The 21,833-nt window shown below is 72.5% G+C and carries 21 protein-coding genes and 1 pseudogene; 8 read left to right on the top strand and 14 right to left on the bottom strand.

From position 1 onward, the window contains the following. The first annotated feature begins 120 nt into the window (after positions 1–120). On the top strand, positions 121–1,914 hold the full coding sequence (locus tag ACWDX7_RS09395; protein ID WP_451490865.1) for a S8 family serine peptidase: 1,794 nt from the start codon (positions 121–123) through the stop codon (positions 1,912–1,914). A gap of 147 nt (positions 1,915–2,061) precedes the next feature. On the opposite strand, the gene ACWDX7_RS09390 is transcribed toward ACWDX7_RS09395, so the two are convergent. Beyond that, a complete protein-coding gene (locus tag ACWDX7_RS09390; RefSeq protein ID WP_451490866.1) occupies positions 2,062–2,730 on the bottom strand; it encodes a (2Fe-2S)-binding protein in 669 nt (222 codons plus the stop codon). Positions 2,731–3,028: 298 nt separating this feature from the next. On the opposite strand from ACWDX7_RS09390, the gene ACWDX7_RS09385 reads away from it, so the two are divergent. Together ACWDX7_RS09385 and ACWDX7_RS09380 are read left to right on the top strand one after the other, a co-directional pair. Continuing rightward, positions 3,029–3,715 (top strand): GNAT family N-acetyltransferase, encoded by a 687-nt coding sequence (locus ACWDX7_RS09385; protein ID WP_451490867.1) that lies wholly within the window; start codon positions 3,029–3,031, stop codon positions 3,713–3,715. A 157-nt stretch (positions 3,716–3,872) separates the two neighbouring features. Continuing rightward, on the top strand, positions 3,873–5,057 hold the full coding sequence (locus tag ACWDX7_RS09380; RefSeq protein ID WP_451490868.1) for an alpha/beta hydrolase: 1,185 nt from the start codon (positions 3,873–3,875) through the stop codon (positions 5,055–5,057). Here the strand turns inward: ACWDX7_RS09380 and ACWDX7_RS09375 are convergent. Then, positions 5,035–6,534, bottom strand: a complete 1,500-nt coding sequence (locus ACWDX7_RS09375; RefSeq protein WP_451490869.1) for a carboxylesterase/lipase family protein — start codon at positions 6,532–6,534, stop codon at positions 5,035–5,037. The two genes, ACWDX7_RS09380 and ACWDX7_RS09375, sit on opposite strands and share 23 nt — an antisense overlap. Before the next feature lie 156 nt (positions 6,535–6,690). Here ACWDX7_RS09375 and ACWDX7_RS09370 point away from each other — a divergent pair, with 156 nt between their 5' ends. Together ACWDX7_RS09370 and ACWDX7_RS09365 are read left to right on the top strand one after the other, a co-directional pair. Continuing rightward, the gene (locus ACWDX7_RS09370) at positions 6,691–7,035 is read left to right on the top strand and encodes a hypothetical protein (protein ID WP_451490870.1); all 345 of its coding nucleotides are present in this window, start codon (positions 6,691–6,693) and stop codon (positions 7,033–7,035) included. Between the two features lie 96 nt (positions 7,036–7,131). Next, positions 7,132–7,407 (top strand): chaplin, encoded by a 276-nt coding sequence (locus ACWDX7_RS09365; protein WP_451490871.1) that lies wholly within the window; start codon positions 7,132–7,134, stop codon positions 7,405–7,407. A gap of 158 nt (positions 7,408–7,565) precedes the next feature. On the opposite strand, the gene ACWDX7_RS09360 is transcribed toward ACWDX7_RS09365, so the two are convergent. From ACWDX7_RS09360 to ACWDX7_RS09320, 9 genes are all read right to left on the bottom strand, one after another. Then, positions 7,566–8,429, bottom strand: coding sequence for a tyrosinase family protein (locus ACWDX7_RS09360; protein WP_451490872.1), 864 nt, complete (start codon positions 8,427–8,429; stop codon positions 7,566–7,568). 16 nt (positions 8,430–8,445) lie between these two features. Further along, positions 8,446–8,811: a tyrosinase family oxidase copper chaperone gene (locus ACWDX7_RS09355; protein WP_451490873.1), complete on the bottom strand. Its 366-nt coding sequence runs from the start codon at positions 8,809–8,811 to the stop codon at positions 8,446–8,448. A 154-nt stretch (positions 8,812–8,965) separates the two neighbouring features. Further along, entirely contained in the window at positions 8,966–10,174 is a 1,209-nt protein-coding gene (locus tag ACWDX7_RS09350) for an acyl-CoA dehydrogenase family protein (protein WP_451490874.1), read from the bottom strand. Next, complete coding sequence (locus ACWDX7_RS09345) at positions 10,171–11,376, bottom strand: acyl-CoA dehydrogenase family protein (RefSeq protein WP_451490875.1); 1,206 nt, start codon at positions 11,374–11,376, stop codon at positions 10,171–10,173. The genes ACWDX7_RS09350 and ACWDX7_RS09345 overlap by 4 nt, the downstream gene beginning before the upstream one ends. After that, positions 11,373–12,350 carry an NADPH:quinone oxidoreductase family protein gene (locus ACWDX7_RS09340; protein ID WP_451490876.1) on the bottom strand — a complete coding sequence of 326 codons (978 nt, stop codon included), beginning with the start codon at positions 12,348–12,350 and terminating at the stop codon, positions 11,373–11,375. Before ACWDX7_RS09340 ends, ACWDX7_RS09345 begins: the two co-directional genes overlap by 4 nt. 596 nt (positions 12,351–12,946) lie before the next feature. After that, on the bottom strand, positions 12,947–13,711 hold the full coding sequence (locus tag ACWDX7_RS09335; RefSeq protein WP_451490877.1) for a PIG-L deacetylase family protein: 765 nt from the start codon (positions 13,709–13,711) through the stop codon (positions 12,947–12,949). A gap of 297 nt (positions 13,712–14,008) precedes the next feature. Further along, positions 14,009–15,319 (bottom strand): alpha/beta fold hydrolase, encoded by a 1,311-nt coding sequence (locus ACWDX7_RS09330; RefSeq protein WP_451490878.1) that lies wholly within the window; start codon positions 15,317–15,319, stop codon positions 14,009–14,011. 127 nt (positions 15,320–15,446) lie between these two features. Beyond that, entirely contained in the window at positions 15,447–16,532 is a 1,086-nt protein-coding gene (locus ACWDX7_RS09325) for an S-(hydroxymethyl)mycothiol dehydrogenase (RefSeq protein ID WP_451490879.1), read from the bottom strand. 69 nt (positions 16,533–16,601) lie between these two features. Beyond that, positions 16,602–17,162 (bottom strand): LysR substrate-binding domain-containing protein, encoded by a 561-nt coding sequence (locus tag ACWDX7_RS09320; RefSeq protein WP_451490880.1) that lies wholly within the window; start codon positions 17,160–17,162, stop codon positions 16,602–16,604. A gap of 10 nt (positions 17,163–17,172) precedes the next feature. Here ACWDX7_RS09320 and ACWDX7_RS09315 point away from each other — a divergent pair, with 10 nt between their 5' ends. After that, on the top strand, positions 17,173–17,421 hold the full coding sequence (locus ACWDX7_RS09315; RefSeq protein ID WP_451490881.1) for a dihydrodipicolinate synthase family protein: 249 nt from the start codon (positions 17,173–17,175) through the stop codon (positions 17,419–17,421). Positions 17,422–17,876: 455 nt separating this feature from the next. Continuing rightward, positions 17,877–18,569, top strand: coding sequence for a LysM peptidoglycan-binding domain-containing protein (locus tag ACWDX7_RS09310; protein WP_451490882.1), 693 nt, complete (start codon positions 17,877–17,879; stop codon positions 18,567–18,569). On the opposite strand, the gene ACWDX7_RS09305 is transcribed toward ACWDX7_RS09310, so the two are convergent. The 3 genes and pseudogenes from ACWDX7_RS09305 to ACWDX7_RS09295 form a co-directional block, all read right to left on the bottom strand. After that, entirely contained in the window at positions 18,553–19,506 is a 954-nt protein-coding gene (locus ACWDX7_RS09305) for a phytoene/squalene synthase family protein (RefSeq protein WP_451490883.1), read from the bottom strand. The two genes, ACWDX7_RS09310 and ACWDX7_RS09305, sit on opposite strands and share 17 nt — an antisense overlap. A 121-nt stretch (positions 19,507–19,627) precedes the next feature. Continuing rightward, positions 19,628–20,445 (bottom strand): annotated as a pseudogene (locus ACWDX7_RS09300) (peptide-N4-asparagine amidase); the annotation flags it as partial. Positions 20,446–20,594: 149 nt separating this feature from the next. Then, a complete protein-coding gene (locus ACWDX7_RS09295) occupies positions 20,595–21,059 on the bottom strand; it encodes a hypothetical protein (protein WP_451490884.1) in 465 nt (154 codons plus the stop codon). A 108-nt stretch (positions 21,060–21,167) separates the two neighbouring features. Between ACWDX7_RS09295 and ACWDX7_RS09290 the strand changes: the two genes are divergently transcribed. Beyond that, positions 21,168–21,752, top strand: coding sequence for a hypothetical protein (locus ACWDX7_RS09290; protein ID WP_451490885.1), 585 nt, complete (start codon positions 21,168–21,170; stop codon positions 21,750–21,752). Positions 21,753–21,833: the final 81 nt, after the last annotated feature.

Here is a 21,833-nt window from a genome sequence, read left to right as displayed (position 1 = left end):
GCGTCTGACATCTTGCGTCCACCACTCGTTTCGTACGACCCGGTAGGTGCCACCCGCGCCACCGGGTCATCGGAGGACGCATTGATACCCCACATATCCAGCCGACCTCGACGTACTCTGGTGCTGGCCGCCGCACTCGGCGCCTCACTTGCTCTCGGGGCTCCCGCCGCGCTCGCCGGCACCGCCCCGGTTCCGCCCACCGTCCCGGTCCCGCCCTCCGCCGCGGCCGCCGTTCCCGCGCCGGCCGCCAAGGCCGCGGCGCCGACTTCCCAGAGTGCGACCTGGGTTGCCGGCACCCGCGCCTACCTCGTGATCACCGCGCCCGGTGACAGCTCCGCGGTGCGCTCCGCCGTCGCCGCCAACGGCGGCACGGTGTTCGCGTCCTACGACGCGATCGGCGTGATCGTCGCCCACTCCGCGTCCAGCGGCTTCGCCTCGGCCATGCGCGGTGTGAGCGGCGTCCAGCAGGTCGGTGCCACCCGCACCTCGGACGTACCGGCCGACGCCTACAACCCGGCGCTGCCCGCCAACCCGGCGCAGTCCACCACCCCGACGGGTGAGCCGGTCCGCGCCGACATGACACAGATCAAGGCCGACCAGGCCTGGGCCGTCACCACCGGTTCCGCCACCGTCAAGGTCGGCATCCTGGACACCGGTGTGGACGACCAGCACCAGGACCTCGCGCCGAACTTCAACGCGGCTGATTCCGCGTCATGCGCTTACGGCAAGGCCGACACCCGCGCCGGTGCCTGGCGGGACGTGGGCACCCACGGCACACACGTGGCCGGCACGGTGGCGGCCGCGAAGAACGGCAAGGGCGTCATCGGCGTGGCCCCCGGGGTGAAGATCTCCTCGGTCCGCATAGCCGAGCCCGGCTCCTCGCTCTTCTTCGCCGAGAACACCATCTGCGGCTTCATGTGGGCGGGCGACCACGGCTTCAAGATCACCAACAACAGCTACTACACGGACCCGTGGCAGTTCAACTGCCCGGACAACGTCGACCAGGCCGCCATCATCGAGGGCACCCGGCGGGCCCAGGCGTACGCCGAGGGCAAGGGCTCGCTCCAGGTCGCAGCGGCGGGCAACTCCAACTACGACCTCGCCAACAAGACCACGGACTCGGAGAGCCCCAACGACTCCACGCCGGTCACCCGCACCATCACCAACGCCTGCATCGACATTCCGACCGAGCTGCCCGGCGTCGTGACGGTCTCCTCGATGGGCAGCGCCACCGCCAAGGCCTCGTACTCCAACTTCGGCAAGGACGTCATCGACGTGGCGGCCCCGGGCGGCGACGGCGTCGGCATCTACAGCACCCTGCCGGGCGGCAAGTACGGCAGCATGAGCGGCACTTCGATGGCCTCTCCGCACGTCGCGGGTGTCGCCGCGCTGCTGGCCAGCACCAACCCGGGCATCACCCCGGCGCAGATCCGGGACAAGCTGGCCGTGCAGGCCACCGACATCGCCTGCCCGTCGGACGGCCGCTGCACCGGTACCACCGCGAAGAACGCCTTCTTCGGCGAGGGCCAGGTCGACGCGCTGAAGGCGGTGGGCGGCTCCACCCCGCCGGCCGGCAAGTACTTCGAGAACCTCGGTGACTTCGCCATCCGCGACAACACCACCGTGGAGAGCCCCCTCACCGTCAGCGGGGTGACCGGCAACGCTCCGGCCACCCTCACGGTCGGCGTGAACATCGTGCACACCTACATCGGCGACCTGAAGGTGGACCTGCTGGCCCCCGACGGCACCGTGTACACGCTGCACAACCGGGCCGGCGGCAGCGCGGACAACATCAACCGCGTCTACACCGTGAACGCCTCCGCGGAGGTCGCGAACGGCACCTGGAAGCTCCGTGTCAACGACAACGGCGGCGGCGACATCGGCAGGATCGACTCCTGGAACCTCACCTTCTAGCGAGGACCTCCCGCCTCCACCGGGGCCATCGGGGAGCGGTACGACCGCGCCCCGGTGGCCCCCGCCGTCTGCGCGCACCCCCTTCCGCTCCTCCTCGCCGTCCCCCGCCCCCCTGCTCCTTCCGTTCCCATTCCCTTTTCCGCCCGGCTACCTGGTCCGCAGCACGCAGTCCCCGCACAGCCCGCCGCCCGGCACCTGGTAGTAGAGGCAGCAGCTGCGCCGTACGAAGGCCACCCCGAGCCCTTCCTCGTGGATGAAGGTGCCGGTGCCGGCCAAGACTCCGCCGTCGGCCAGCAGGCCCGCCGCCAGGGTCACGGCCGGGCCGCCGGGAATCCGGTCGGTCAGCATCCGCACCGCTCCGGCCAGGCCCGACGCCGCGTTCCCCCGCAGGACCTTCGGCGAGACCCCGAACCGCTCCCGCAGTCCCGCTTCGAGCTGCGCGAGATGTGCCAGGACGCTGTCCCCGAACGCCTCGGCCGGAAGCTCCCCCGGCTCGGGCAACCACAGCTCCAGCGATCCCCCCTCCGGCAGCCGCCACCACACCCGGTCGGCCGCAAGATCGGGCACCTTCCCGCACAGCGCCGCGCACCCGAGACCGAGCGACCACAGCCGCGAGGCGATCCCGAACTGCGCCGTCGAGGCCGCCACGCGCCCCGGTCCGCTGCCGATCCGCCGCCCCACCTCGGCGACGTAGGAACCGAGGTGCTCCCCGTACAGGTCGGTGAGCGACAGAAAGCCCGGCCCGGGCGCTTCCTTCCCGTACGCCGCGGTGAAGAAGGGCCCCACGGCGGCGAGCCGCCCCAGTACGTCATCCATACGGGAATGATCTCAGGCGGCGAAGCCGGTGAGGGCGGCTGTGAGGCCGCCGAGGAAGCCTCGGTGGAACCTCCGTGGAGAAGGAGCATGAGCAGTGGGCGACGGGCGAAGAAACCGTCGGAAAACAGTGTCGCGTCGTCGCCCTCAAGGGGGTTCATGGAACGGGGGTGAGGGGCTACATTGAGCCACTCGCGTTCACCTGACCGCCTGTTGCCTTTCACTCGTGTTTTGCACGGGGGGCGACGTCAGAAACGCAGACTGTGCAACCACCCCACCGCCCAGAAAGACCGAAGGCTCCGTGCCCGTACCCGTACTCCTCGCCGGCCGCACCGTGCGGCTTGAGCCCCTCGCCCCCCACCACACCGAGGCCTTGGCCATGGCCGGGGCCGAGGATCGTACGACTTACGCCTTCACTCCCGTACCCCACGGCGTGCAGGCGTCCCACGAGTACATCGACCGTGCCCTCGCCGATCAGGCGGCGGGCCGGTCGCTCCCGTTCGCGGTGGTCAGAGCCACCGACGGGCGGGTCGTCGGTTCGACCCGGTTCCTGGAGCTCGACTACTGGCAGGGGCCGCTGGTGTGGCCCGCCGTGCCGGGGGTCCCGTTCGGCGACCCGGCGACGGCGGTCCCCGATGCCGCGGAGATCGGCAACACCTGGCTGTCCCCGGGCGCCCAGGGCACCGGCATCAACACCGAGGCGAAGCTGCTCATGCTCCGCCATGCCTTCGAGACCTGGGGCGTCCGGCGCGTCTCGCTGCGCGCCGACGCCCGCAACGCCCGCTCGCGAGCCGCGATGGAGCGGCTGGGATTCACCTCCGAAGGGGTCCGCCGGGCCCATTCGCGAGGTCTCGACGGGGCGGTGCGCAGTACCGCCTTCTATTCGGTCCTCGACGAGGAGTGGCCGGCCGTGCGGTCGGTCATCGAGCTGAGGATGGCGGCCGCCGTACAGCGCAAGCGGCGGCGCAGGACGCTGGTCCCGGCGTAACGCTCCCCGGGGGGCGCGCAATGACCTCATCTAGGGCGCCCCAAGAAAGCGGAAAGAGCGGAACCCGGTCGCTCACATGTGCATCCTCCGAACGGAAGGGCCCAGCCGCCAGCACCCACCGCCCTACGGGGCAGCACCAGCCGGAGAGCAACCGCACATGTCGTATTCACCCGACGGACAGCATCAGGAGTACCGGCCGGACGAGCAGTACCAGCAGCCGTACCAGCCCCCGGGCGGGCCGCGGCCGCCGCAGCGAGCGGAACCCGTACAGCGGCAGAAGTCCCGGGTCCGGCGCTGGGTGATCGCGGGCGCGTCCGTCCTCGCGCTCGCGGGCGTCGGGGCTCTCGTCATGAACCACTTCGAGATACCGCCGTTCACCGACAAGGGCGAGGCCGTGTCCTTCGGGCAGCCGCCCGCCGGCGGCGCGGGCTCGGGCCAGGCCGGCGGCGCGGCCCAGCAGGCCGCCGGCTCCAGGATGCTGATGCCCACCGGCCCGGCCGCCGAGTTCAAGAACTCCATGACGCTGCCCGACGGCACGCACGTCGCCGTCACCACGCTGGACGGCAAGAAGTCCGGGTTCAAGGGCAAGGTCTGGGTCTGGGCGCCCAAGGAGTACAACGACCCCAAGTTCGCCAAGAGCGGCTTCCCCGTCATGATCGCCCTCCCGGGCGGCGCCGGGTTCCCGAACAACTACTGGATGGGCACCGACCTCGGCCTCCAGAGCAGCATCGGCAAGTGGTACGCGGAGGGCAAGAGCAAGCCCTTCATCCTGGCCATGCCCGTGCTGAACCCGGAGCCGGACGACAAGGGCATCTACTGGGACGGCTCCGACATCCCCGGGCAGCCCAAGATGGGCACCTGGCTCACGGAGGACGTGCCGGACCTGGTGCGAGCGAATTTCCGCACCGTCAAGTCGCGCGACGGCTGGGCCTTCATGGGCTCCTCCACGGGCGGGTTCGCGGGGCTGAAGGCCGTACTGAAGCACCCGGACAAGTTCAAGGCCGTGATCGCCTCGGGCCCGGACATCGTCCCGGACTCCCCGCTGTGGAAGGGCCACGAAAAGGAGAAGGCGCAGAACAATCCGGAGGTGCTGGCGAAGCAGCTCATCGACCGCAAGGGTCCGGACGTGTACCTCGCCTTCCAGGTCGGCGACAGCGAGAACAACAAGAAGACGCTGCCGGACGTGCAGAAGTTCATCGCCGCCTACGGCAACAAGGGGCCGGTCCACACCGAGCTGCGGGTGATCAAGGGCGGCCAGCACAACGCCAAGACGTACGTGCCGAACATGGGCGAGGGGCCCATCCAGTTCATCAGCAAGGTCATGGAAGGACCCGTCGAGTAACCGGCGGCGCCTGCGCTCCCCCGGGCACCGCTCGCCCGTGCCCGGCCGCAACCAGCTCCGGCCCGCCGAACACCTTCGGCGGGCCTTCGCCGTCCCAGGGCGCCCAGCCGGGATCGCCCGTTACGGCGAAGGCGACCCACGCGGCGTGCATCTCATCGGCCAGCGCCTGCGGAGCGTGCGGACCGGCCAGCCAGGCGGTCTCCGGGACGTCGAGCGTGTCGAAGACGAAGCCCAGCTCCAGGGCGTGGCAGGCGCCGAGGCCCGGGACGCCGGAGGGCCAGGCGAACTCGTAGACGAAGCTCGGCGCCGCCCGCCCGGACCCCGCGATCCGCCGCAGTGGGTCGCGCAGCAGCCGGTCGGCGAGCAGGTGCCCCGCGAGGTCGGCCGGGCCGGCCCCGGGCAGGGCGGCGCGCAGCGCCCGTACGGCGGTCCGGTCCTTGCCGCTGCGGGCGCGTGCCAGAGCCACGGCGAGGGGGCCCAGCCGGTCCAGCAGCCGCACGGCGCCGGTGGGGGCGAGCCAGAGCCGGTGCTCCTCGGCGGTCCAGCCGAGCAGCAGAGGTACGTGACCCGAAGCGGCCGAGCCGGCGAGGGCGTCGAGGGGGTCGCCGGGGATCGTGTCGGGGTCGGTGACCAGCCCGAAGGCGGGACCGCCGACAAACGGGTTCGACTTGCGCAGCACGGCCGCCTGGGCGGCGAGCAGGGTGGGCAGGCCGGTGGCGGCGAAGGCCTCGGCGGTGGCGGGGACCTTGAGCAGCGAGGCCATGCGCCGGACCATGGCCCGGACCCGGTCGCGCGGCAGGACTTCGGGGGCTCCGCTCTGCAGTACGGCCCGGGAGAAGAGCCCGGCCGCGCGCGGGGCGGCGAGGAGGGAGCCGATGCTGATGGCCCCGGCGGATTCGCCGAAGACGGTGACGCGGCCGGGGTCTCCGCCGAAGGCCTCGATGTTGTCCCGGACCCAGGTGAGGGCGGCGATCTGGTCCAGCAGACCGCGGTTGGCGGGGGCGTCGGGGAAGAGGCCGTACCCGAGGACGCCGAGGCGGTAGTTGACGGAGACGAGTACGACCCCGTCGCGGGCGAAGGCCGAACCGTCGTAGACGGGTACGGCCGACGAGCCGCGGGTGAGGGCGCCGCCGTGGATCCACACCATGACGGGGAGCCGGGCCCCGGGCGCCGGATCGGGGGTCCACACATTGAGGTTCAGGCAGTCGTCCCCCGGGATCTCGGGGTCGGAGAGCAGGGCCGCGAAGGGTTCCGGGTAAGCCGCCTTGGGGGCGGTGGGGCCGTAGGCACCGGCGTCGCGTACGCCGTCCCAGGCGGCGGGGGGCGCGGGCGCCGCGAAGCGCAGCGCGCCGACGGGCGGGGCGGCGTACGGGATGCCCCGGAAGACGGCGCTGCCGCCGGCCCCGGTCCGGCCCTCGACCACTCCGTACCCGGTCCGGACCCGCGGCCGACCGCCACCGCCGCCCGCTGTGCTCATCGCGTCCTCCTCAGTTCCGACTTCCCGGCACCCTGTCCCCGAATCCTGGACCCCGGCACCCGCGAAGGGCTGAGGCCGGGATCTGCGCACGGTCGCACAGACGTCCAACGGGTGACAAGGCGTGACCGTGCCCCGGCCCATCGGGGTTGGACCGGCATGCGATTCCTGCGTATCCACACCGTGCGAAGCACCGTCCTGGCCGGCTCGGCCCCCGTCCTGCTGCTGGCGGCCGCGGCACTGGCCGGCGGCCCGGCCCACGCCGCCGAGCCGGACTTCCAGTACGTCGGCCAGGACGACCGGGTCCACGGCCTCACCGCGCCGAAGGGCTGCGTCGAGGCGGAGGGCGGCGGCGCCCGGGCGGTCACCAACAAGACCTCGGGGACCGCGACCCTCTACCGCGAGCCGGGCTGCGCGGGCCCTCCGGTGGAGGTCCTGCGGCCGGGCGCCGTGACCCAGGTGCGTCCGTACTTCGCCTCCGTGCGCTTTCCCGTCACCGGGTAGGCCCATGGACCGTGACCCTTGGGCCATTGATGCGTTGTACGCCATGTCATACGCCGCGGAATGCGCGGCACCCCACATCCTCACGAGGAGATCTTGATGTCGCGTATCGCGAAGGCATTCGCCATCACCGCTGTCGCCGGTAGCGCCGTGGCCGCCGGTGCGGGTCTGGCCGTCGCCGATGCCGGAGCGCACGGTGCGGCGGTCGGGTCCCCCGGTGTCCTGTCGGGCAACCTGGTCCAGGTGCCGGTGCACGTCCCGGTCAACGTCTGCGGCAACACCGTGAACGTGATCGCTCTGCTGAACCCGGCGTTCGGCAACACCTGCGTCAACCAGTCGGACAGCGGCCACCACACCTCGGGCTACGGCCACTGATCGGCTGAGCGCCTGGTCACCTGACCGACGGAAGGGCCCCCGCCGTATGGGCGGGGGCCCTTCCCCGTGTGCCGGGGCCGTGTGGCGGGCGGTGGTGCCGACTGCCGGGTGGGGCACCTGGCAGCCGGCCGGCTCACGGCCTCACGGCCTCACGGCGGTCATTCGTAGCGGTACAGGCCCCGGTGTCCGAGCATCTCGCGCGGGGTGACGTCCCACGGGGGCATCGGCTCGTCCAGGGCGATGACCCGGCCGCGCTGGGGGTCCCCCAGACGGAGGGGGGCCGCGGGCAGATAGCCGGACCGGGGATGCTTCTGCTGCCAGCGGTCCCAGATCAGGTCCACGAAAGCGTGGTGCAGCCAGAACACGGGGTCGTTGGGCGCCGTGCCGCCCGTCATGTGGCCGCCGATCCACTGGTGGACCTTGTTGTGGTTGCGCCAGCGCTCGCTCCTGGGGGCTGCCCAGCCCTCCAGCTTGTTGCGGAAGCCGCCGGCGGTGGCCGTGGAGTCCCAGGGCGAGACGTCGTAGGTCGGATCGTCGATCGCCCACTGGAGTTCGGCCGGGGTCGGCAGGCTGATCGGGTTCTGCGGGCGGCCGAGGTTGCGGGTGAGGAAGCGGGATTCCGTGATGCCGACGGTGACGGTCCAGTTCCCCCGGTCGTAGGCGAAGGGTCCGGTCGTCACCTTCCGGTCGCTGGCCCGGCCGGTGCCGCCCAGGAAGTCGTCGGCCCAGAGGGAGGAGACCGGGCTGGTGTCGGTGGTCCAGTCCCAGTAGGGGATGGAGACGCCCGAGTCCACGCTCCTCAGCTGCTTCTCGAACTCCAGCAGATACCGCCGGTGCCACGGGAAGAAGGAGGGGCACATGTGTCCGACGCGGAGCTTGCGGTCCCGGTCGGGCACGAAGTACTTGTCGTGGGTGCGCACGAACTCGTCGTAGACGCCGTTGCGCTTGAGCTCCAGTACGGCCGCCGTGAAGCGCTTCTTCTGGGCACTGCTCAGGTTCTTCTGGTTCTGCCGGATGTACAAGGCGGGGCTCCTCCCGTCAGCCTTGGTGCGGGGCGGCCATGGCCAGCTGGGCCGTGCCCAGTTCGTCGACGGCGGCACGGGCCAGTTCCAGCGGTGTCGCGAAGGACTGGAAGTGGTTGATCCCGCTGAGATAGCTGCCGTCGGCACGCCGCATGACGTGCAGGGGACGGCCGTCGATGCGGACCCCGCTGCGGTCGACCGCGATGTGCCGGCCGCGGTACGTCTCCTCCGCGAGCGGCGCGGGGGTGAGCGTCTGCCGGGGACGCCGGGCACGCAGTACGGGGGCCAGGGCCGCTGCCGTGCCCGCGAGCACGGCAGCGGTGAAAGCCGTACGGAGGAGCGCACGGCGGGTCGGAGGTGCGGCGGCGGTTGCTGCGTACATACGGTCTCCCTCGCTCGGTGGCCGGCGGCTACGGGTCTAACGCCGGGCGGCGGGCGAGGTCACACGTGAGGGTGGTGGGAAAAGTGGGGCCTGGTGCTGGGAGAAGAGCGGCGCCGACCCGGGGGACGAGCCGGGGCTCGGGCGGCGCCGCGGCTCACACGGCCGGGAGTTCGGCGAAGTCCGCGACGAGGCTGCGGTGGTGGCCGGCCGTGCCGAGCGCGAGGGAGTCGGCCTTGGCCCGCTTGAGGTAGAGGTGGGCCGGGTGTTCCCAGGTCATGCCGATGCCGCCGTGCAGCTGGACGCACTCCTCGGCGGCGCGGACGGCGACGCCGGAGCAGTAGGCCTGGGCGACCGCGACCGTGAGCGGTGCGTCGGGCGCCTCGGTGGCGAGGGCGTCGGCCGCGGCCCGGGCGGCGGCCCGGGCGGCGGCCACATCGAGCCAGAGCCGCGCCAGGCGGTGCTTGAGGGCCTGGAAGGAGCCGATGGGCCGGTTGAACTGGTGGCGGGTGCGGAGGTGGGCGACGGTCTGGGTCAGGCACCACTCGGCGAGCCCGAGCTGCTCGGAGGCGAGCAGTCCGGCCCCGGAGAGCAGCGCTCCGGCGATGGCCGCGCGGGCGGTGCCGGGGTCGGCGAGCCGGATGCCCGCGGCCGCGTCGAGCGTGACGGTGGCAAGGGGGCGGGTCAGATCCAGCGGGACCAGAGCGGTCAGGCGTACCGCCGCCGGGGACGCCGCCTCGCTGGAGGGACCGGCCGCGGCGGACGCGTCGGACGAGGCAGAGGAGGCGGACGGGACCGCGTACAGGCCGGTGTCGGCCAGGACCAGCAGCACATCGGCGGCCACCGCGTCCGCGACGGAGGTGACGGTGCCCGTGAGGGTCCCGCCGCTCTCCCGGACGGTGGCCGACAGGGGCGCGCCCGTGGCCAGGGTCAGCGGCACGGCCGGTACGCACACCTGCCGGCCGGATGCCATCTCCCGCAGCAGGCCGCCGACTTCGGGGACCGCCGTATCGCATCCGAGCAGGATCTCGGTCGCCAGCACTCCGCTGGTCAGGTACGGGACGGGCGCCACCGCCCGGCCCAGTTCCTCCAGGACGACCGCCGCTTCGCGGTGGCTCGCGCCCTGGCCCCCCAGCTTCTCGGGGACGAGGAGGCCCGCGGCGCCGATCCCGGCGGCCAGGGTGTGCCACAGGGCGGGGTCGTGCGGCCGGCCGGTCTCCGCCCGGGCGAGGACGCTCGCGGGGTCGCAGCGGTCGGCGAGGAGTGCGCGTACGGCCGCCCGCAGCTCGTCCTCCGCCTCGGAGTAGAGCAGGTCGAAGGGGGCACTCGGAGCGCTCGGGGCGCTCGGGGCTGTCGAGTCGGTCATCGGGCCAGGTCCTTCCAGGCGAGGTCCTTGTCGTCGCGCGGCTCGGCGGGCAGGCCGAGGACGCGTTCGGCGACGATGTTGAGGAGGATTTCGCTGGTGCCGCCCTCGATGCTGTTGCCCTTGGCGCGCAGGTAGCGGTAGCCGGCGTCGCGGCCGGTGAAGTCGACCAGTTCCGGGCGGCGCATGGTCCAGTCCTCGTACAACAGGCCTTCCTCACCCAGGAGTTCCACCTCCAGAGCGCTGATCTCCTGGTTGAGGCGGGCGAAGGTGAGCTTCATTCCGGATCCCTCCGGGCCCGGCGCCCCGGCCGCTAGTTGCTGGCGCAGCCGCTCGCCGGTGAGGCGGGCGACCTCGGCCTCGACCCACAGCTCCAGCAGGCGCTGGTGGAGGGCGGCGGTGCGCAGCTCGGGGCGCTCGCGCCAGGTGGCGGCGACCGGTGCGATCATGCCGCCCTCGCGCGGGATGCGCATACCGCCGATGGAGACGCGTTCGTTCATGAGGGTGGTGCGGGCGACGGCCCAGCCCTGGCCGACGGCGCCGAGGCGGTGGCTGTCGGGGATGCGGACGCCGGTGAGGAAGACCTCGTTGAACTCGGCCTCGCCGGTGATCTGGCGCAGCGGCCGGACCTCGACGCCGGGGGCGTGCATATCGCACAGGAAGTAGGTGATGCCCTGGTGCTTGGGGAGCGTGGGGTCGGTGCGGGCGATCAGGATGGCCCAGCGGGCCGTGTGGGCACTGGAGGTCCACACCTTCTGCCCGTCCACGACCCACTCGCCGGAGTCCTCGTCGAGGACGGCGCGGGTGCCGAGCGCGGCCAGGTCGGAGCCGGCGCCGGGTTCGCTGAAGAGCTGGCACCAGACCTCCTCCCCGACCCACAGGGGTCGCAGGAAGCGCTGCTTCTGCTCCTCGGTGCCGTAGGCGAGGATCGTGGGCGCGGCCATGCCGAGCCCGATGCCGATCCGGCGCGGGTCGTTGTCGGGGGCGCCCGCGGCCTCCAACTCGCTGTCCACGACGGCTTGCAGGGCGCGGGGGGCGCCGAGGCCGCCCAGGCCTTCGGGGTAGTGGACCCAGGCCAGTCCGGCGTCGAAGCGGGCGCGGAGGAAGGCCGTACGGGCGGCGTCCGTGGGCGGGGGCGTGGCGGGGGCGTGCGTCGCGAGCAATGCGCGGACGCGGGCCCGCAGTTCCTCGGCGGTGACGGTCATCGGGCGTCGCCTCCGTCGAGGGCCGGTACGACGACCAGGCGGCCGGTGGTCGCACCGTCCGCGAGGCGTTGCACCGCGTCGGCGGCTCCGGCGAGCGGGACCCGTTCGGTGACCAGCGGCTTGATCACGCCGTCTGCGGCGAGCCGGGTGAGCTCGGCGTGGCAGGCGGGGACGGATGCCGGTTCCCTGGTGGCGTACAGGCCCCAGTGGAGGCCGAGTACGGCGTAGTTCTTCACCAGGGCGTGGTTGAGGGCGGGGGCGGGGATGGTGCCGCTGGCGAAACCGACGACGATGATGCGGCCCTCGAAGGCCACGCACTTGGTGGAGGCGGTGTAGGCGTCGCCTCCGACCGGGTCGTAGATGACGTCGGCGCCGCGTCCGCCGGTGAACTCCTTGACGCGGGGGACGATGTCCTCACTCGTCCGGTCGATCACCAGATCGCAGCCGAGCTCTTCGGCCGTGCGCGCCTTGGCCTTGCCTCCCACGACGCCGATGACGGTGGCCCCGGCGGCCTTGCCGAGCTGGACGGCGGCGCTGCCGACTCCGCCTGCGGCGGCGTGCACGAGGAGCGTCTCCCCGGGCTGGAGACGGGCCCTGCGGTGCAGGCCGAACCAGCCGGTCTGGTAGCCGATGTGCAGGGCGGCCGCCTCGGCGTCGTCGAGGCTGTCCGGCGCGGGGAGCAGGGCGCCCGCGGAGGCGGTGACGTACTCGGCGAAACCGCCGTGCGGCAAGCTCGGGGTGGCGATCACCCGGCGGCCGTCCTCGGTTTCGCCGCAGATCTCGACGCCGGGGGTGAAGGGCAGCGGTGGGCGGATCTGGTACTGGCCTCTGACGAGCAGCGCGTCCGGGAAGTTGACGTTGGCCGCAAGCACTTTGAGCCGGACCTCGCCCGCACCCGGTACGGGTTCGGGAACCTCTTCGAGGCGCATGGCCTCGCGGGGTTCGCCGGGGGTATGTACGCGCCATGCCTGCATCCGGGGCCTCCAGCCGCCGTCGAGGAACCACACTCCGCTGGCATACTAAGCGGTCGCTTGCACATCTGGGAACCACTCGGGAACCACTCGGTCCACCGCTGGCGGGACTTCCCTGAGAGGTCTACACCATCAGGCTGCCCGCCGGATCCCGAATGGGAAGGGACGACGGTGTGAGCCACCGTCGCCCCTCACGCGTCAGCACCGCCGGCCCCTGCGGGGCGTGGACGACCGGGGGTATGGGTGTCGGTTGACACGAGGAAGTTTCCTGTTCGCGGACGGAAGAGAGGGGGCGGGGGCAGGCCTCGGCATGCCCCCGCACGCCGACAGCGCGACAGGGGAAAGCAAGGTGCAACGGAGCCCGGGCCATCGGGAACACCGCCGTCGAGGCATGCGTCAGGAGCCCGCCATGGCGGACGACCGGAAGAGCGCCTCAGAACGAGCGGCTACTTGGCCTGGGAGATACGTCATCACCTCGAAACACAGCGCCGGACCCCTGAACGGGCACCGACGGAACGGAAACAGGATGGAAGGCCCCCGGGTCTCCCCGCCACGCAATGGTTCAACCGGCCGAGAGCGTCAGTCGTGGGGTGCGCCGGTCAGCGGGGGAAGACCTCGAACGTCACCGCGGGGCGGCCGCCGAACCGGGGCGCGGCCTGCTGGGCGTAGCCGGTGAGGAAGGCGCGGACGTACTCCTCGGGATCCTGCTCCGTCAGGACCTCGATGTACGCCTTGTGCTCCAGCAGCGACTTCACCGAACGCTCAAGTCCCGGACCGGCGTCGGCCGCGTGCGTCGGCGTGTTGGAGCCTGCGACCGCGACCCACCGCACCCCGTCCCACGGCTCCAGGCCCTGTTCCGTGATGAGTTCGGGGAAGATCCACCGGTTGCCCGCGTCGGCGGCCGCGTCCAGGGTGGCCCGGCCCACCGCCTTGTGGTCGGGGGTGTTCCAGGCGCCACCGCCGCCCGCGCCGCCCCAGGTGTCACGGTGGTTGAGCGTGATCACCAGCTCGGGGCGGTGGCGGCGGATGGCCGCGGCGATGTCCCGGCGCAGGTCGAGGCCGTACTCGACGACCCCGTCGCGGTAGTCGAGGAACTCCACCGCGGACACCCCGACGACGGCCGCGCTCGCGCGCTGCTCGGCTTCCCGCAGGGGCGCGCAGTCGGCGGGGGCGATGGTGTCGATGCCCGCCTCGCCGCGCGTGGCGAGCAGGTAGACGACCTCCCGTCCGCCGTCCGTCCAGTCCGCGATCGCTGCCGCGCAGCCGTACTCCAGGTCGTCGGGGTGGGCGACCACGGCGAGGGCGCGCTGCCAGTCGGTCGGCATGGGCTCCAAAGGCACGGGCTGATCAAGTTGTTCGGTCATGCGTCGCACAATAGGCGAATGGACCGGGGGCAGGACGGCTCCCGCCGAGGTGGCGGCGGCCGTGCCGACCTGTCCGTACGAAGCCGCTGCGGTGCGGTCCGTGCCGGGACCCGCCAGGATTCCGGGCCCGGAATCGGGGCCGGAAATCCTTCAGGTTCACTCACATCGCGTCGGCTTTTTGTCAGGATTCCGTCAGGTCCGGCGTCCGCCCGATGCCGGCGGCAGCCGGCCGGGCACGGATGCGGCGGCGCGAGAGCCCTCACGCGCCAGCCGCCGGGGGCCGCGTCTCCCCGAGGCCTACGCCTCATCGCGTACGAGGGCCAGCAGCCGGTCCAGGACGCGCGGGCCGCCCGCGCGGACGCCGTCGTGCTCGAACTCGTCCGTCACCCAGGTGCGCAGGCCCCGAATGGCGCGGGCGGTGCTCAGGGAGTGCGCAGTGTCGACGTACATGTCGTCGTGGTAGACGGCGGCCGCCACCGGGACCTCGTTCTCGGCGAGCCGGGCCGGGTCGTAGAGGGGTTCCCAGCCGGTACGGGCGGCCAGCAGTTCGGCGGTCTCGCGCAGCGGGGCCAGGGCCGGGTCGACGGTGAAGTGCCAGGGGTGGATGGTCTCGCCGGTGAAGAGGACGGGGTCGTCTCCCGCCAGGGACTTGGCGGCGTCGAACCGGGGGTGGGCGGCGCGGACCCGTTCGGCGGCCCAGCCGGTGGACGCGGCGGGGTCCTGGGCGTAGATCGACTCGTGGATCAGGGCGTAGAGGGGGTGCCCGGCGAAGGAGAGGAGGCCGCGGACGCCTTCCAGGAAGGCGTCGCAGAGTGCGGGACCGGCGGTGGTGGGGACGAAGGCGCTTTCGAGGAGGTAGTGCAGCTGGTGGCTGCCGTCGCCGGCGCCGAGGAGGATGCCGAGGGACTGGAAGCCTTCGACGGTGAGGCGGTACCCGCCGGGGAGTTCGGCCGGGCGCTGCGCGAGGTGGGCGGCGACGCGCCGGGCGCGGTCGGCATCCATCGGGTAGCGGGCGTAGTGGGCCAGGTTCTTGCGCTCGATGCGGGGGTACGCGGCTTCGTACACCTCCTCCGCGGTGGCGGTCAGGGAGGGGAGGCCGCCGGTGATCAGGGCGGCGGTGAGGCCCTCGGGCGCCGTGGAGAGGTAGCGGGTGGCGCAGAAGCCGCCGAAGCTCTGGCCGAGCACGGTCCATGGCGCGCCACCGGTCAGGCCGGGCCGGATGGCCTCGGCGTCGCGCACGATGGAGTCCGAGCGGAAAAGGGTGAGGTACTCGGCCTGCTCTGCGGGGCCGCCGCGCAGCGGCAGGGTCTGCCGGTTCACCGGCGTGGAACGGCCGGTCCCGCGCTGGTCGAGAAGCAGGACCCGGTAATCCGCGAGGGCCCGCTCCAGCCAGGCCTGACGGCCGGTGAACCGCCGGGCGCCGAAGCCGGGTCCGCCCTCCAGGTAGAGCAGCCAGGGCAGGCTCGCGGGGTCTTTGCCGGCGGCGACGACCTCACGGGCGTAGAGCTCTATCCGTTCGCCGTCCGGGCGGGCGTGGTCGAGCGGGACGGTGAAGTGGTGGTCGGTGAGGACGACACCGGGCTGACGGTAGATGTGCGCTGTGGTCACGGACGGCCCCCGGGGTGAGTGGTGCGGTGGTGACCCGTAGCTCCGGCCGGATCGCGGACGGGGGTACGGCTACGGGTAGGGATGCGGGTACGGGTACGGGTACGGGTGTGGGTACGGCGGTCCGCCGTCAGAACGCGACGACCGAGCGGAGGACCTCGCCGCGTTCCATCCGCGCGAAGGCCTCCTCCACCCCGTCGAGGGGGATCGTTTCGGAGACGAACGCGTCGAGGTCCAGGCGGCCTTGCAGGTAGAGGTCGATGAGCACGGGGAAGTCCCGTTGGGGCAAGCAGTCCCCGTACCAGGAGGACTTGAGGGCTCCGCCGCGGCCGAAGACGTCGAGGAGCGGGAGTTCGAGCTGCATCTCGGGTGACGGCACGCCGACCAGGACCACGGTTCCGGCGAGGTCGCGCGCGTAGAAGGCCTGGCGGTAGGTTTCGGGGCGGCCCACGGCGTCGATGACCACGTCGGCGCCGTTTCCGTCCGTCAGGCCTTTGACGGCCTCCACCACGTCCTGCGTGCGGGCGTTGACGGTGTGCGTGGCGCCCAGTTCGCGGGCCCACTCCAGCTTCCGGACGTCCAGGTCCACGGCGATGATGCTGGACGCGCCCGCCAGCCGGGCCCCCGCCACCGCCGCATTGCCCACTCCCCCGCAGCCGATGACGGCGACGGAGTCGCCCCGCCCGACGTTGCCCGTGTTCAGGGCGGCGCCGAGGCCGGCCATCACTCCGCAGCCGAGGAGTCCGGCGGCGGCCGGGGAGGCGGCCGGGTCCACCTTGGTGCACTGGCCGGCCGCCACGAGGGTCTTCTCGGCGAAGGCTCCGATGCCGAGCGCCGGCGAGAGCGGGGTGCCGTCCTCCAGTGTCATGGGCTGGGTGGCGTTGTGCGTGGCGAAGCAGTACCAGGGGCGGCCGCGCCTGCAAGCCCGGCAGCTTCCGCACACCGCACGCCAGTTGAGGACGACGAAGTCGCCGGGCGCGACCGAGGTGACGTCCGGGCCGACCGATTCGACGATCCCGGCGGCCTCGTGGCCGAGCAGGAAGGGGAACGCGTCGTTGATGCCGCCCTCCCGGTAGTGCAGGTCGGTGTGGCAGACCCCGCACGCCTGGACCCGTACGAGCGCCTCACCCGGCCCCGGGTCGGGCACGAGGATCGTCGTCGTCTCCACCGGGGCGCCCTTGCTTCGGGCGATGACCCCTCGTACGCGATGCGTCACGTCCTACTCCGCTCTCGTCGGCTCCCCTCAGAACGTACACGGCCCGGGCCTTCCCGTACGGGAGTCGCGTCACTGCCCGGCGGGCGGTCCGGCCAGTTCAGGCGGTCCGGCCAGTTCGGGTGGTACGGCCGCCCGCAGGGCCGCGCCGAAGGCCGCCACGGCCGGGTGGGCGCCCGCTCCTCTGCGGAAGGCGAGGTTGGTCCGGCGCTGCATGAGCAGGCGGGTCAGTGTGACGCCCGGGTCGGCGGGCTCACCTATCCCGAGCTGCGGTACGACGGCCACCCCCTGGCCGGCCGCGACCAGGGCGAGCACGGTGGCGAACTCGTCGACCCGGTGCCGGATCCGCGGCGTGAAACCGGCCGCCTGGCAGGCCCGGACGGTCATGGCGTGGCAGAGGGTGCCGGGGCCGGCGGTGATCCAGGGCGCTTCCGCGTGCGTACGGAGGACCGCACGCTGCTCCCCGCCGACCGCGGCCGCGGAACCCGACGCGGGGCCGGACCCCGTACCGGACCCGGGAGTTGGGGCTCGGTGTGCCCAGGGGACGGCGGCGGGGGCCGTGGGCGCGGCCAGGTACATCGCCTCCTGGTACAGGGGCTCGGTGGCCAGCCCCGGCTCCGGCGGCCCCGGCACGAAGTCGTTCGTGGAGCTCGCCTCGGCGTGGCGGGCGGGCGACGCGTCGCGGGCGCGGACCCTGGGACACGCGCTGGCCCGGATGTCGGCGGCGGCCTTCGCCGAACCCAACCCCTCGGTCGTCAAGGGCGTGCTGCACGCGCAGGGCAGGATCCCGACTCCCGCCGTACGGCTCCCGCTGCTGCCGGCCTCCCCGGAGGCGGTGGCGGACACGCTGGAGCGACTGGCGGAGCTGAAGGAGCTGGCGGAACCCGCCTGAGCGGAGCAGGCAGGGCGAGCACGGCAGGAGGACACGGCACGAGGGGACGGCGCGAGCAGCCGCACGGGCCCAGGACACGCCGGAAAGCGTCCTTCATGGGCGTTTCCATCACCAACGCCCCAGTCGTCCGAGTCGCCCGAATGAGGCATGCGGAGCGGGGACTTGCCCGTATTGCCCGCCGGGCCGCCGGGTCGTGATGTGAGTCACGCCGACGACGTCAACATCATTTCCGGCCGAGAGGCCGATTCCTTTTCCCGGAAAGGGAATCGGCAATTACCCGAAGGCGCCACCATGGTCATTTACAGCCCTGATAGCGGGAAGTCGATCTCCCGCCGGAATTCCGGCCTTGTTCAGGCCCCGCCCACTCGCTTACGGTCACCCTCGTTCCCGGCGGCCAACAGTCCCCCCAGAGCGCCGCCCGGGCTCTCCCGTCCCCCCACGTGAGGAATTGCGCCATGCCTGCAAAGGGTAAGCACCGTCGGCCGAAGCACCACCCGATCACCCGCAGGCTGGCCCTCGCGGGCACCGGAGGCGCGGCTCTCGCCCTCCCGCTGATCAGCGCGACCACCGCGGGTGCGGCGGAGACCACCGCCGCTCCGAAGGCCTATAAGGCCGCCGCTCAGGCCGCCGCCCCCACCACCTATTCCGTGGTCTCCGGTGACACGCTTTCCCAGATCGCGGCCAAGCATTCGGTCAGCGGCGGCTGGAAGAAGCTCTACGAGGCGAACCGCAGCGTCGTCGGCGACAACCCGGCGATCATTCGGCCCGGCATCAAACTGGCCCTCGGCGCCCAGGCGAAGACCGCCGTGGCGAGCACCACCACCTATGCCAACAATCTCGACGGGTGGATCCGCGAATCGCTCGCCGTCATGGCCAAGCACGGTATTCCCGGCACCTACAACGGAATTCACCGCAATGTGATGCGGGAGTCCTCGGGCAATCCGATGGCGATCAACAACTGGGACATCAACGCCAAGAACGGCGTCCCCTCGAAGGGTCTGCTCCAGGTCATCGCCCCGACCTTCCAGGCCTACCACGTGCCCGGCACCTCGCAGAACGCCTACGACCCGGTCGCGAACATCACCGCCGCCTGCAACTACGCGGCCGCCCGCTACGGCTCCATCGACAACGTCAACGGGCCTTACTAGAACGGGTCCGGGCCCGGGCCCGGAGCAGGATGCGCAGGGGCGCCGCCACCCCGTAGCCGACGTCCCGGCGCAGGGCGCCGGCGCCCGCCCGCTCCATGGCGCTCAGCTGGTGCGCCATCAGCTCCACCATCGTGCTGATGACGGGCCGCAGCCCCGGCTCGGCGAGCGCGAGGATGCCGGCGGTGCGCACGGTACCGACGGTGATGGCGGCGTCCACGGCCGCGTCGAGCGCGGTGCGGGCACGTCCCGCCTCCGCGGCGAGGAGCGCCCGTACGGCCCCGGTGTCCCGGGCCTGTTCCAGATCGGCCCGGGTCACGGAGTGCTCGGCGAGGCGGTCGCGCGGGATGCAGAGGCGGCCCTCCGCGAGGTCACCGGCGAGGTCGGCCAGGAAGTCGACGCGCTGGGCGGCATCCACGAACGGCCGCCAGCCCTCGGCCTGTTCGGCGGTGGGCCCGCCCTGGTACTGGAGTCCGGTGAAGACGAGCACTCCGGGCCAGGCGTAGGCGTCGAGGTAGCCCTGGAACTGCGCCTCGTCGGCGAAACCGTCGAAGTTCGCTTCGGCGGTGGCGGCCCCGGCGAGGAACCGGGAGACCCAGTGGACGGGCAGCCCGCGCGATGTCACGGCGTGAGCGTAGGCGCGCAGCAGCGGGTCGGGGCTGTCCCCGGACGTCAGGGCCGCCTCCACGCGCTCGGCCAGCGCGGCGAGACCGGCGGCCCGCTGGGGCGCGGTGCCGGTCTCGGCCACGTCGTCGACCAGGTTCATGAAGGCGAGGCCCGCGGCGAGCGAGGGCACCAGGGGCGGTGCGGCGAGCAGGCGCAGTGCGAGGTACGGGGCGGGCTCGCGGTGCAGCACCCGGCGGGCAGCACGGGTGTAGTCGTCCCGCAGTCGCGGTCCCGATATCCCGGCCGCGGTCAGGGTGGTGCGCCAGCTGGGCATGGTGGTCGTGCTCCCTCGGGGCTGATCTCCGCGAACGTACGGAGATCAGCATGACAGCCGCGTGCCATGGGCCGGATTCCCCTCCCCGTGCGCGGCCTCTCGGCGTCCGGCGTCGCCGGGATCAGCAGCGGCGGCGGTCCACCGTGACCGTTCCCTGCACGGTGGCCACCGTACGGTCATGGCAGCCGTCCACGGCGTCCGAGCCGTACAGCCGGTAGCGGGCCGACGTGGTGGCGACCGCGTGCCGCTGGTCGCGCGGGACGTTCGCCGTGTAGGTGGCGTCGCCGGTGTAGGCGTCGTGGAGCCGGGAGCGGTCGGCTCCGGCCCCCGCGCAGGGTGACGGTGTCCGCCCGGTCTCCGAGCGAGAGCACGGTGCGCAGCCGGTCGCCCGCGCCGAGGGTGGTCTCACCGTCCATGGTGTAGGTGCGCGTCGTGCGGGTGGTGGTCGGCCCCCGGGTCACGCTCTCCTCGTCGGTCCAGTGAGCGGTGAGCGCGTCGTGGTTCTCTCCGTCTGCCCAGCGGTGGAGGGATGTGTTCCGTACGGCGCGGGTGACGGTGGTGGTGATCCGGCCGTGGGAGGTGTCCAGGTGCCCGGCGACCGTCAGCCGGTGGGCGCCCTCGGTGTCCAGCCGGTGTTCGGCCCCGGGCGCGCCGGGCGTCCAGCGGGAGGAGCCCGTCGGTTCGCTCTCCTCGTGGCGGGTCAGGGCGCCGGTGACGACCTCTCGGGATTCGTCCAGCCACAGCAGGAGGTTGGTGGGAGTGCTCCAGCCGCTCTGTCCGGCCGGCACGCCGGCGACGGACACCTCGATCCGGTGCTGGAGCCCGTCGTTGAGCAGCGAAGGGGGTCAGGTCGTAGAGGACCGGCTGTACGTCGAAGGCGCGGGGGCCGGGGGTGACGTACCAGAGGTAGGCGTTGTCCGCGTCGACACCTTTCCAGCCGCTGCCGACCTGGACGACTTCCCCCTCGTACATGGCGGGGGTGCGGTAGTCGCCCGGGGGAAGGGCTTCGGGTCCGCGCACCACATCTCCCACCTGGTACGGCGCGGATACGGCGCCGGGGCGGCGTCCGGTGCGGCCGGCCACCGCGGTCATCCCTGTGCGCGTGCGGCGAGGGCGAGCTTGAGCACCTGCGCCAGGTGCGGGCGCACCGCAGCCGCGGGAGGGAGAGGGAGTTCGTCATCCGGTGCCGTGTCCCAGCGGATGCCGTACGAGGGGGGCATCGCCACCCAGCTCTGCGGTCCGGAGCGGACGTGGACCTGGGGGCAGTCGGCGAGAAGGCTGCCGGTGCCTGCTTCTACGAGCAGGGTCGCCGTGGTGTGCCCGGCGGTCAGGCAGGGGATGTGCAGGTTCTTCGCGTCGGCGCGGAGCATGACACCCATGCCGATCGCGTGGGCGACGACCAGGGCGTCGAACTGCGTGCACGGGACGATGACTCCGGCACCGGGCGCGACCGCGAACTCCGCGGTGAGGTCACCGCTTGCCAGCGGCTCCACGGCCCCGGCGAGCGGGTGGGCGCCCGGGGTGACGCAGGGCGTCGCCGCGGGGTAGTCCATATGCCAGTTGGGCGGCCTACAGAAATCCTGTGGGTCGCCCTTCCTGTTGAGGGGGACCCTCATGCCGTGACCATCACCTAAGGTTCCCAACCGGGCACGGGGGGCGACATGGGCGACATCCTGCACGTCCTGCACGGCCGCGACACCGTCGAGAGCGCCGCCGCGTACGACCGGCTCGGCTGGCCCGTCGCGATCGGACACCGCCAGCGCACCGGCTCCGGCTGCACCTGCCAGGCGCCCCGATGTCAGGAAACGAGTTCCATCCCGCGCACCAGCCCGGACAGGGCGGCGGCCTGCGACGGGACGCTGTTCGATCTTCGCCGCGCGATCGAGCGCCGCCTGGGCCGCCTCGGCGCCCCGCTCGGCCTCGCCCTCCTCGAACAGCGCGGCGGCCAGACCGACGCGGTCCATGACGCGGACGCGCTCGAACCCCGGCTTACGCAGCGCGACCGCGTCCTCGAAGTGGATCCTCGCGGACCGGTGGCCACGGCCGAGTCCGGCGAGGTCGCGCGCGGAGACCGCGCGGGCGCCGGCGTGTTCGGCCGCGTCCTCGTAGCCCACCCACGCCGGGACGCCATCGCCGGGCCCGCCCGCCAGGAGTTCGTCGCCATGATTGGCGCGCCTGCTGAGTTCCGCCTGGCAGCCGCTGTCTGCCCGCAAACGGTCTCCGCGTGGGCCCGGGGCGGTGGTTGAGGCAGCCTTCCTCCGGTTCCGGTCAAGTTGGCGACAAACCGGTTGCTGCATGCATCGATTCGCTGGAGTCGCCTGGTCATA

This window comes from Streptomyces sp. NPDC003034 (assembly GCF_053591375.1).
This window is presented reverse-complemented; position numbering and strand designations above follow the sequence as displayed.

What these genes read in the sequence shown, in the direction of transcription:
- ACWDX7_RS09365 (WP_451490871.1), top strand. Translation starts at nt 7,132, where the DNA reads ATGTCGCGTATCGCGAAGGCATTCGCCATCACCGCTGTCGCCGGTAGC.
- ACWDX7_RS09380 (WP_451490868.1), top strand. Translation starts at nt 3,873, where the DNA reads ATGTCGTATTCACCCGACGGACAGCATCAGGAGTACCGGCCGGACGAG.
- ACWDX7_RS09340 (WP_451490876.1), bottom strand. Translation starts at nt 12,350, where the DNA reads ATGCAGGCATGGCGCGTACATACCCCCGGCGAACCCCGCGAGGCCATG.
- ACWDX7_RS09335 (WP_451490877.1), bottom strand. Translation starts at nt 13,711, where the DNA reads ATGACCGAACAACTTGATCAGCCCGTGCCTTTGGAGCCCATGCCGACC.
- ACWDX7_RS09310 (WP_451490882.1), top strand. Translation starts at nt 17,877, where the DNA reads ATGCCTGCAAAGGGTAAGCACCGTCGGCCGAAGCACCACCCGATCACC.
- ACWDX7_RS09355 (WP_451490873.1), bottom strand. Translation starts at nt 8,811, where the DNA reads ATGTACGCAGCAACCGCCGCCGCACCTCCGACCCGCCGTGCGCTCCTC.
- ACWDX7_RS09295 (WP_451490884.1), bottom strand. Translation starts at nt 21,059, where the DNA reads ATGGACTACCCCGCGGCGACGCCCTGCGTCACCCCGGGCGCCCACCCG.
- ACWDX7_RS09375 (WP_451490869.1), bottom strand. Translation starts at nt 6,534, where the DNA reads ATGAGCACAGCGGGCGGCGGTGGCGGTCGGCCGCGGGTCCGGACCGGG.
- ACWDX7_RS09390 (WP_451490866.1), bottom strand. Translation starts at nt 2,730, where the DNA reads ATGGATGACGTACTGGGGCGGCTCGCCGCCGTGGGGCCCTTCTTCACC.
- ACWDX7_RS09305 (WP_451490883.1), bottom strand. Translation starts at nt 19,506, where the DNA reads ATGCCCAGCTGGCGCACCACCCTGACCGCGGCCGGGATATCGGGACCG.
- ACWDX7_RS09350 (WP_451490874.1), bottom strand. Translation starts at nt 10,174, where the DNA reads ATGACCGACTCGACAGCCCCGAGCGCCCCGAGCGCTCCGAGTGCCCCC.
- ACWDX7_RS09370 (WP_451490870.1), top strand. Translation starts at nt 6,691, where the DNA reads ATGCGATTCCTGCGTATCCACACCGTGCGAAGCACCGTCCTGGCCGGC.
- ACWDX7_RS09345 (WP_451490875.1), bottom strand. Translation starts at nt 11,376, where the DNA reads ATGACCGTCACCGCCGAGGAACTGCGGGCCCGCGTCCGCGCATTGCTC.
- ACWDX7_RS09290 (WP_451490885.1), top strand. Translation starts at nt 21,168, where the DNA reads ATGGGCGACATCCTGCACGTCCTGCACGGCCGCGACACCGTCGAGAGC.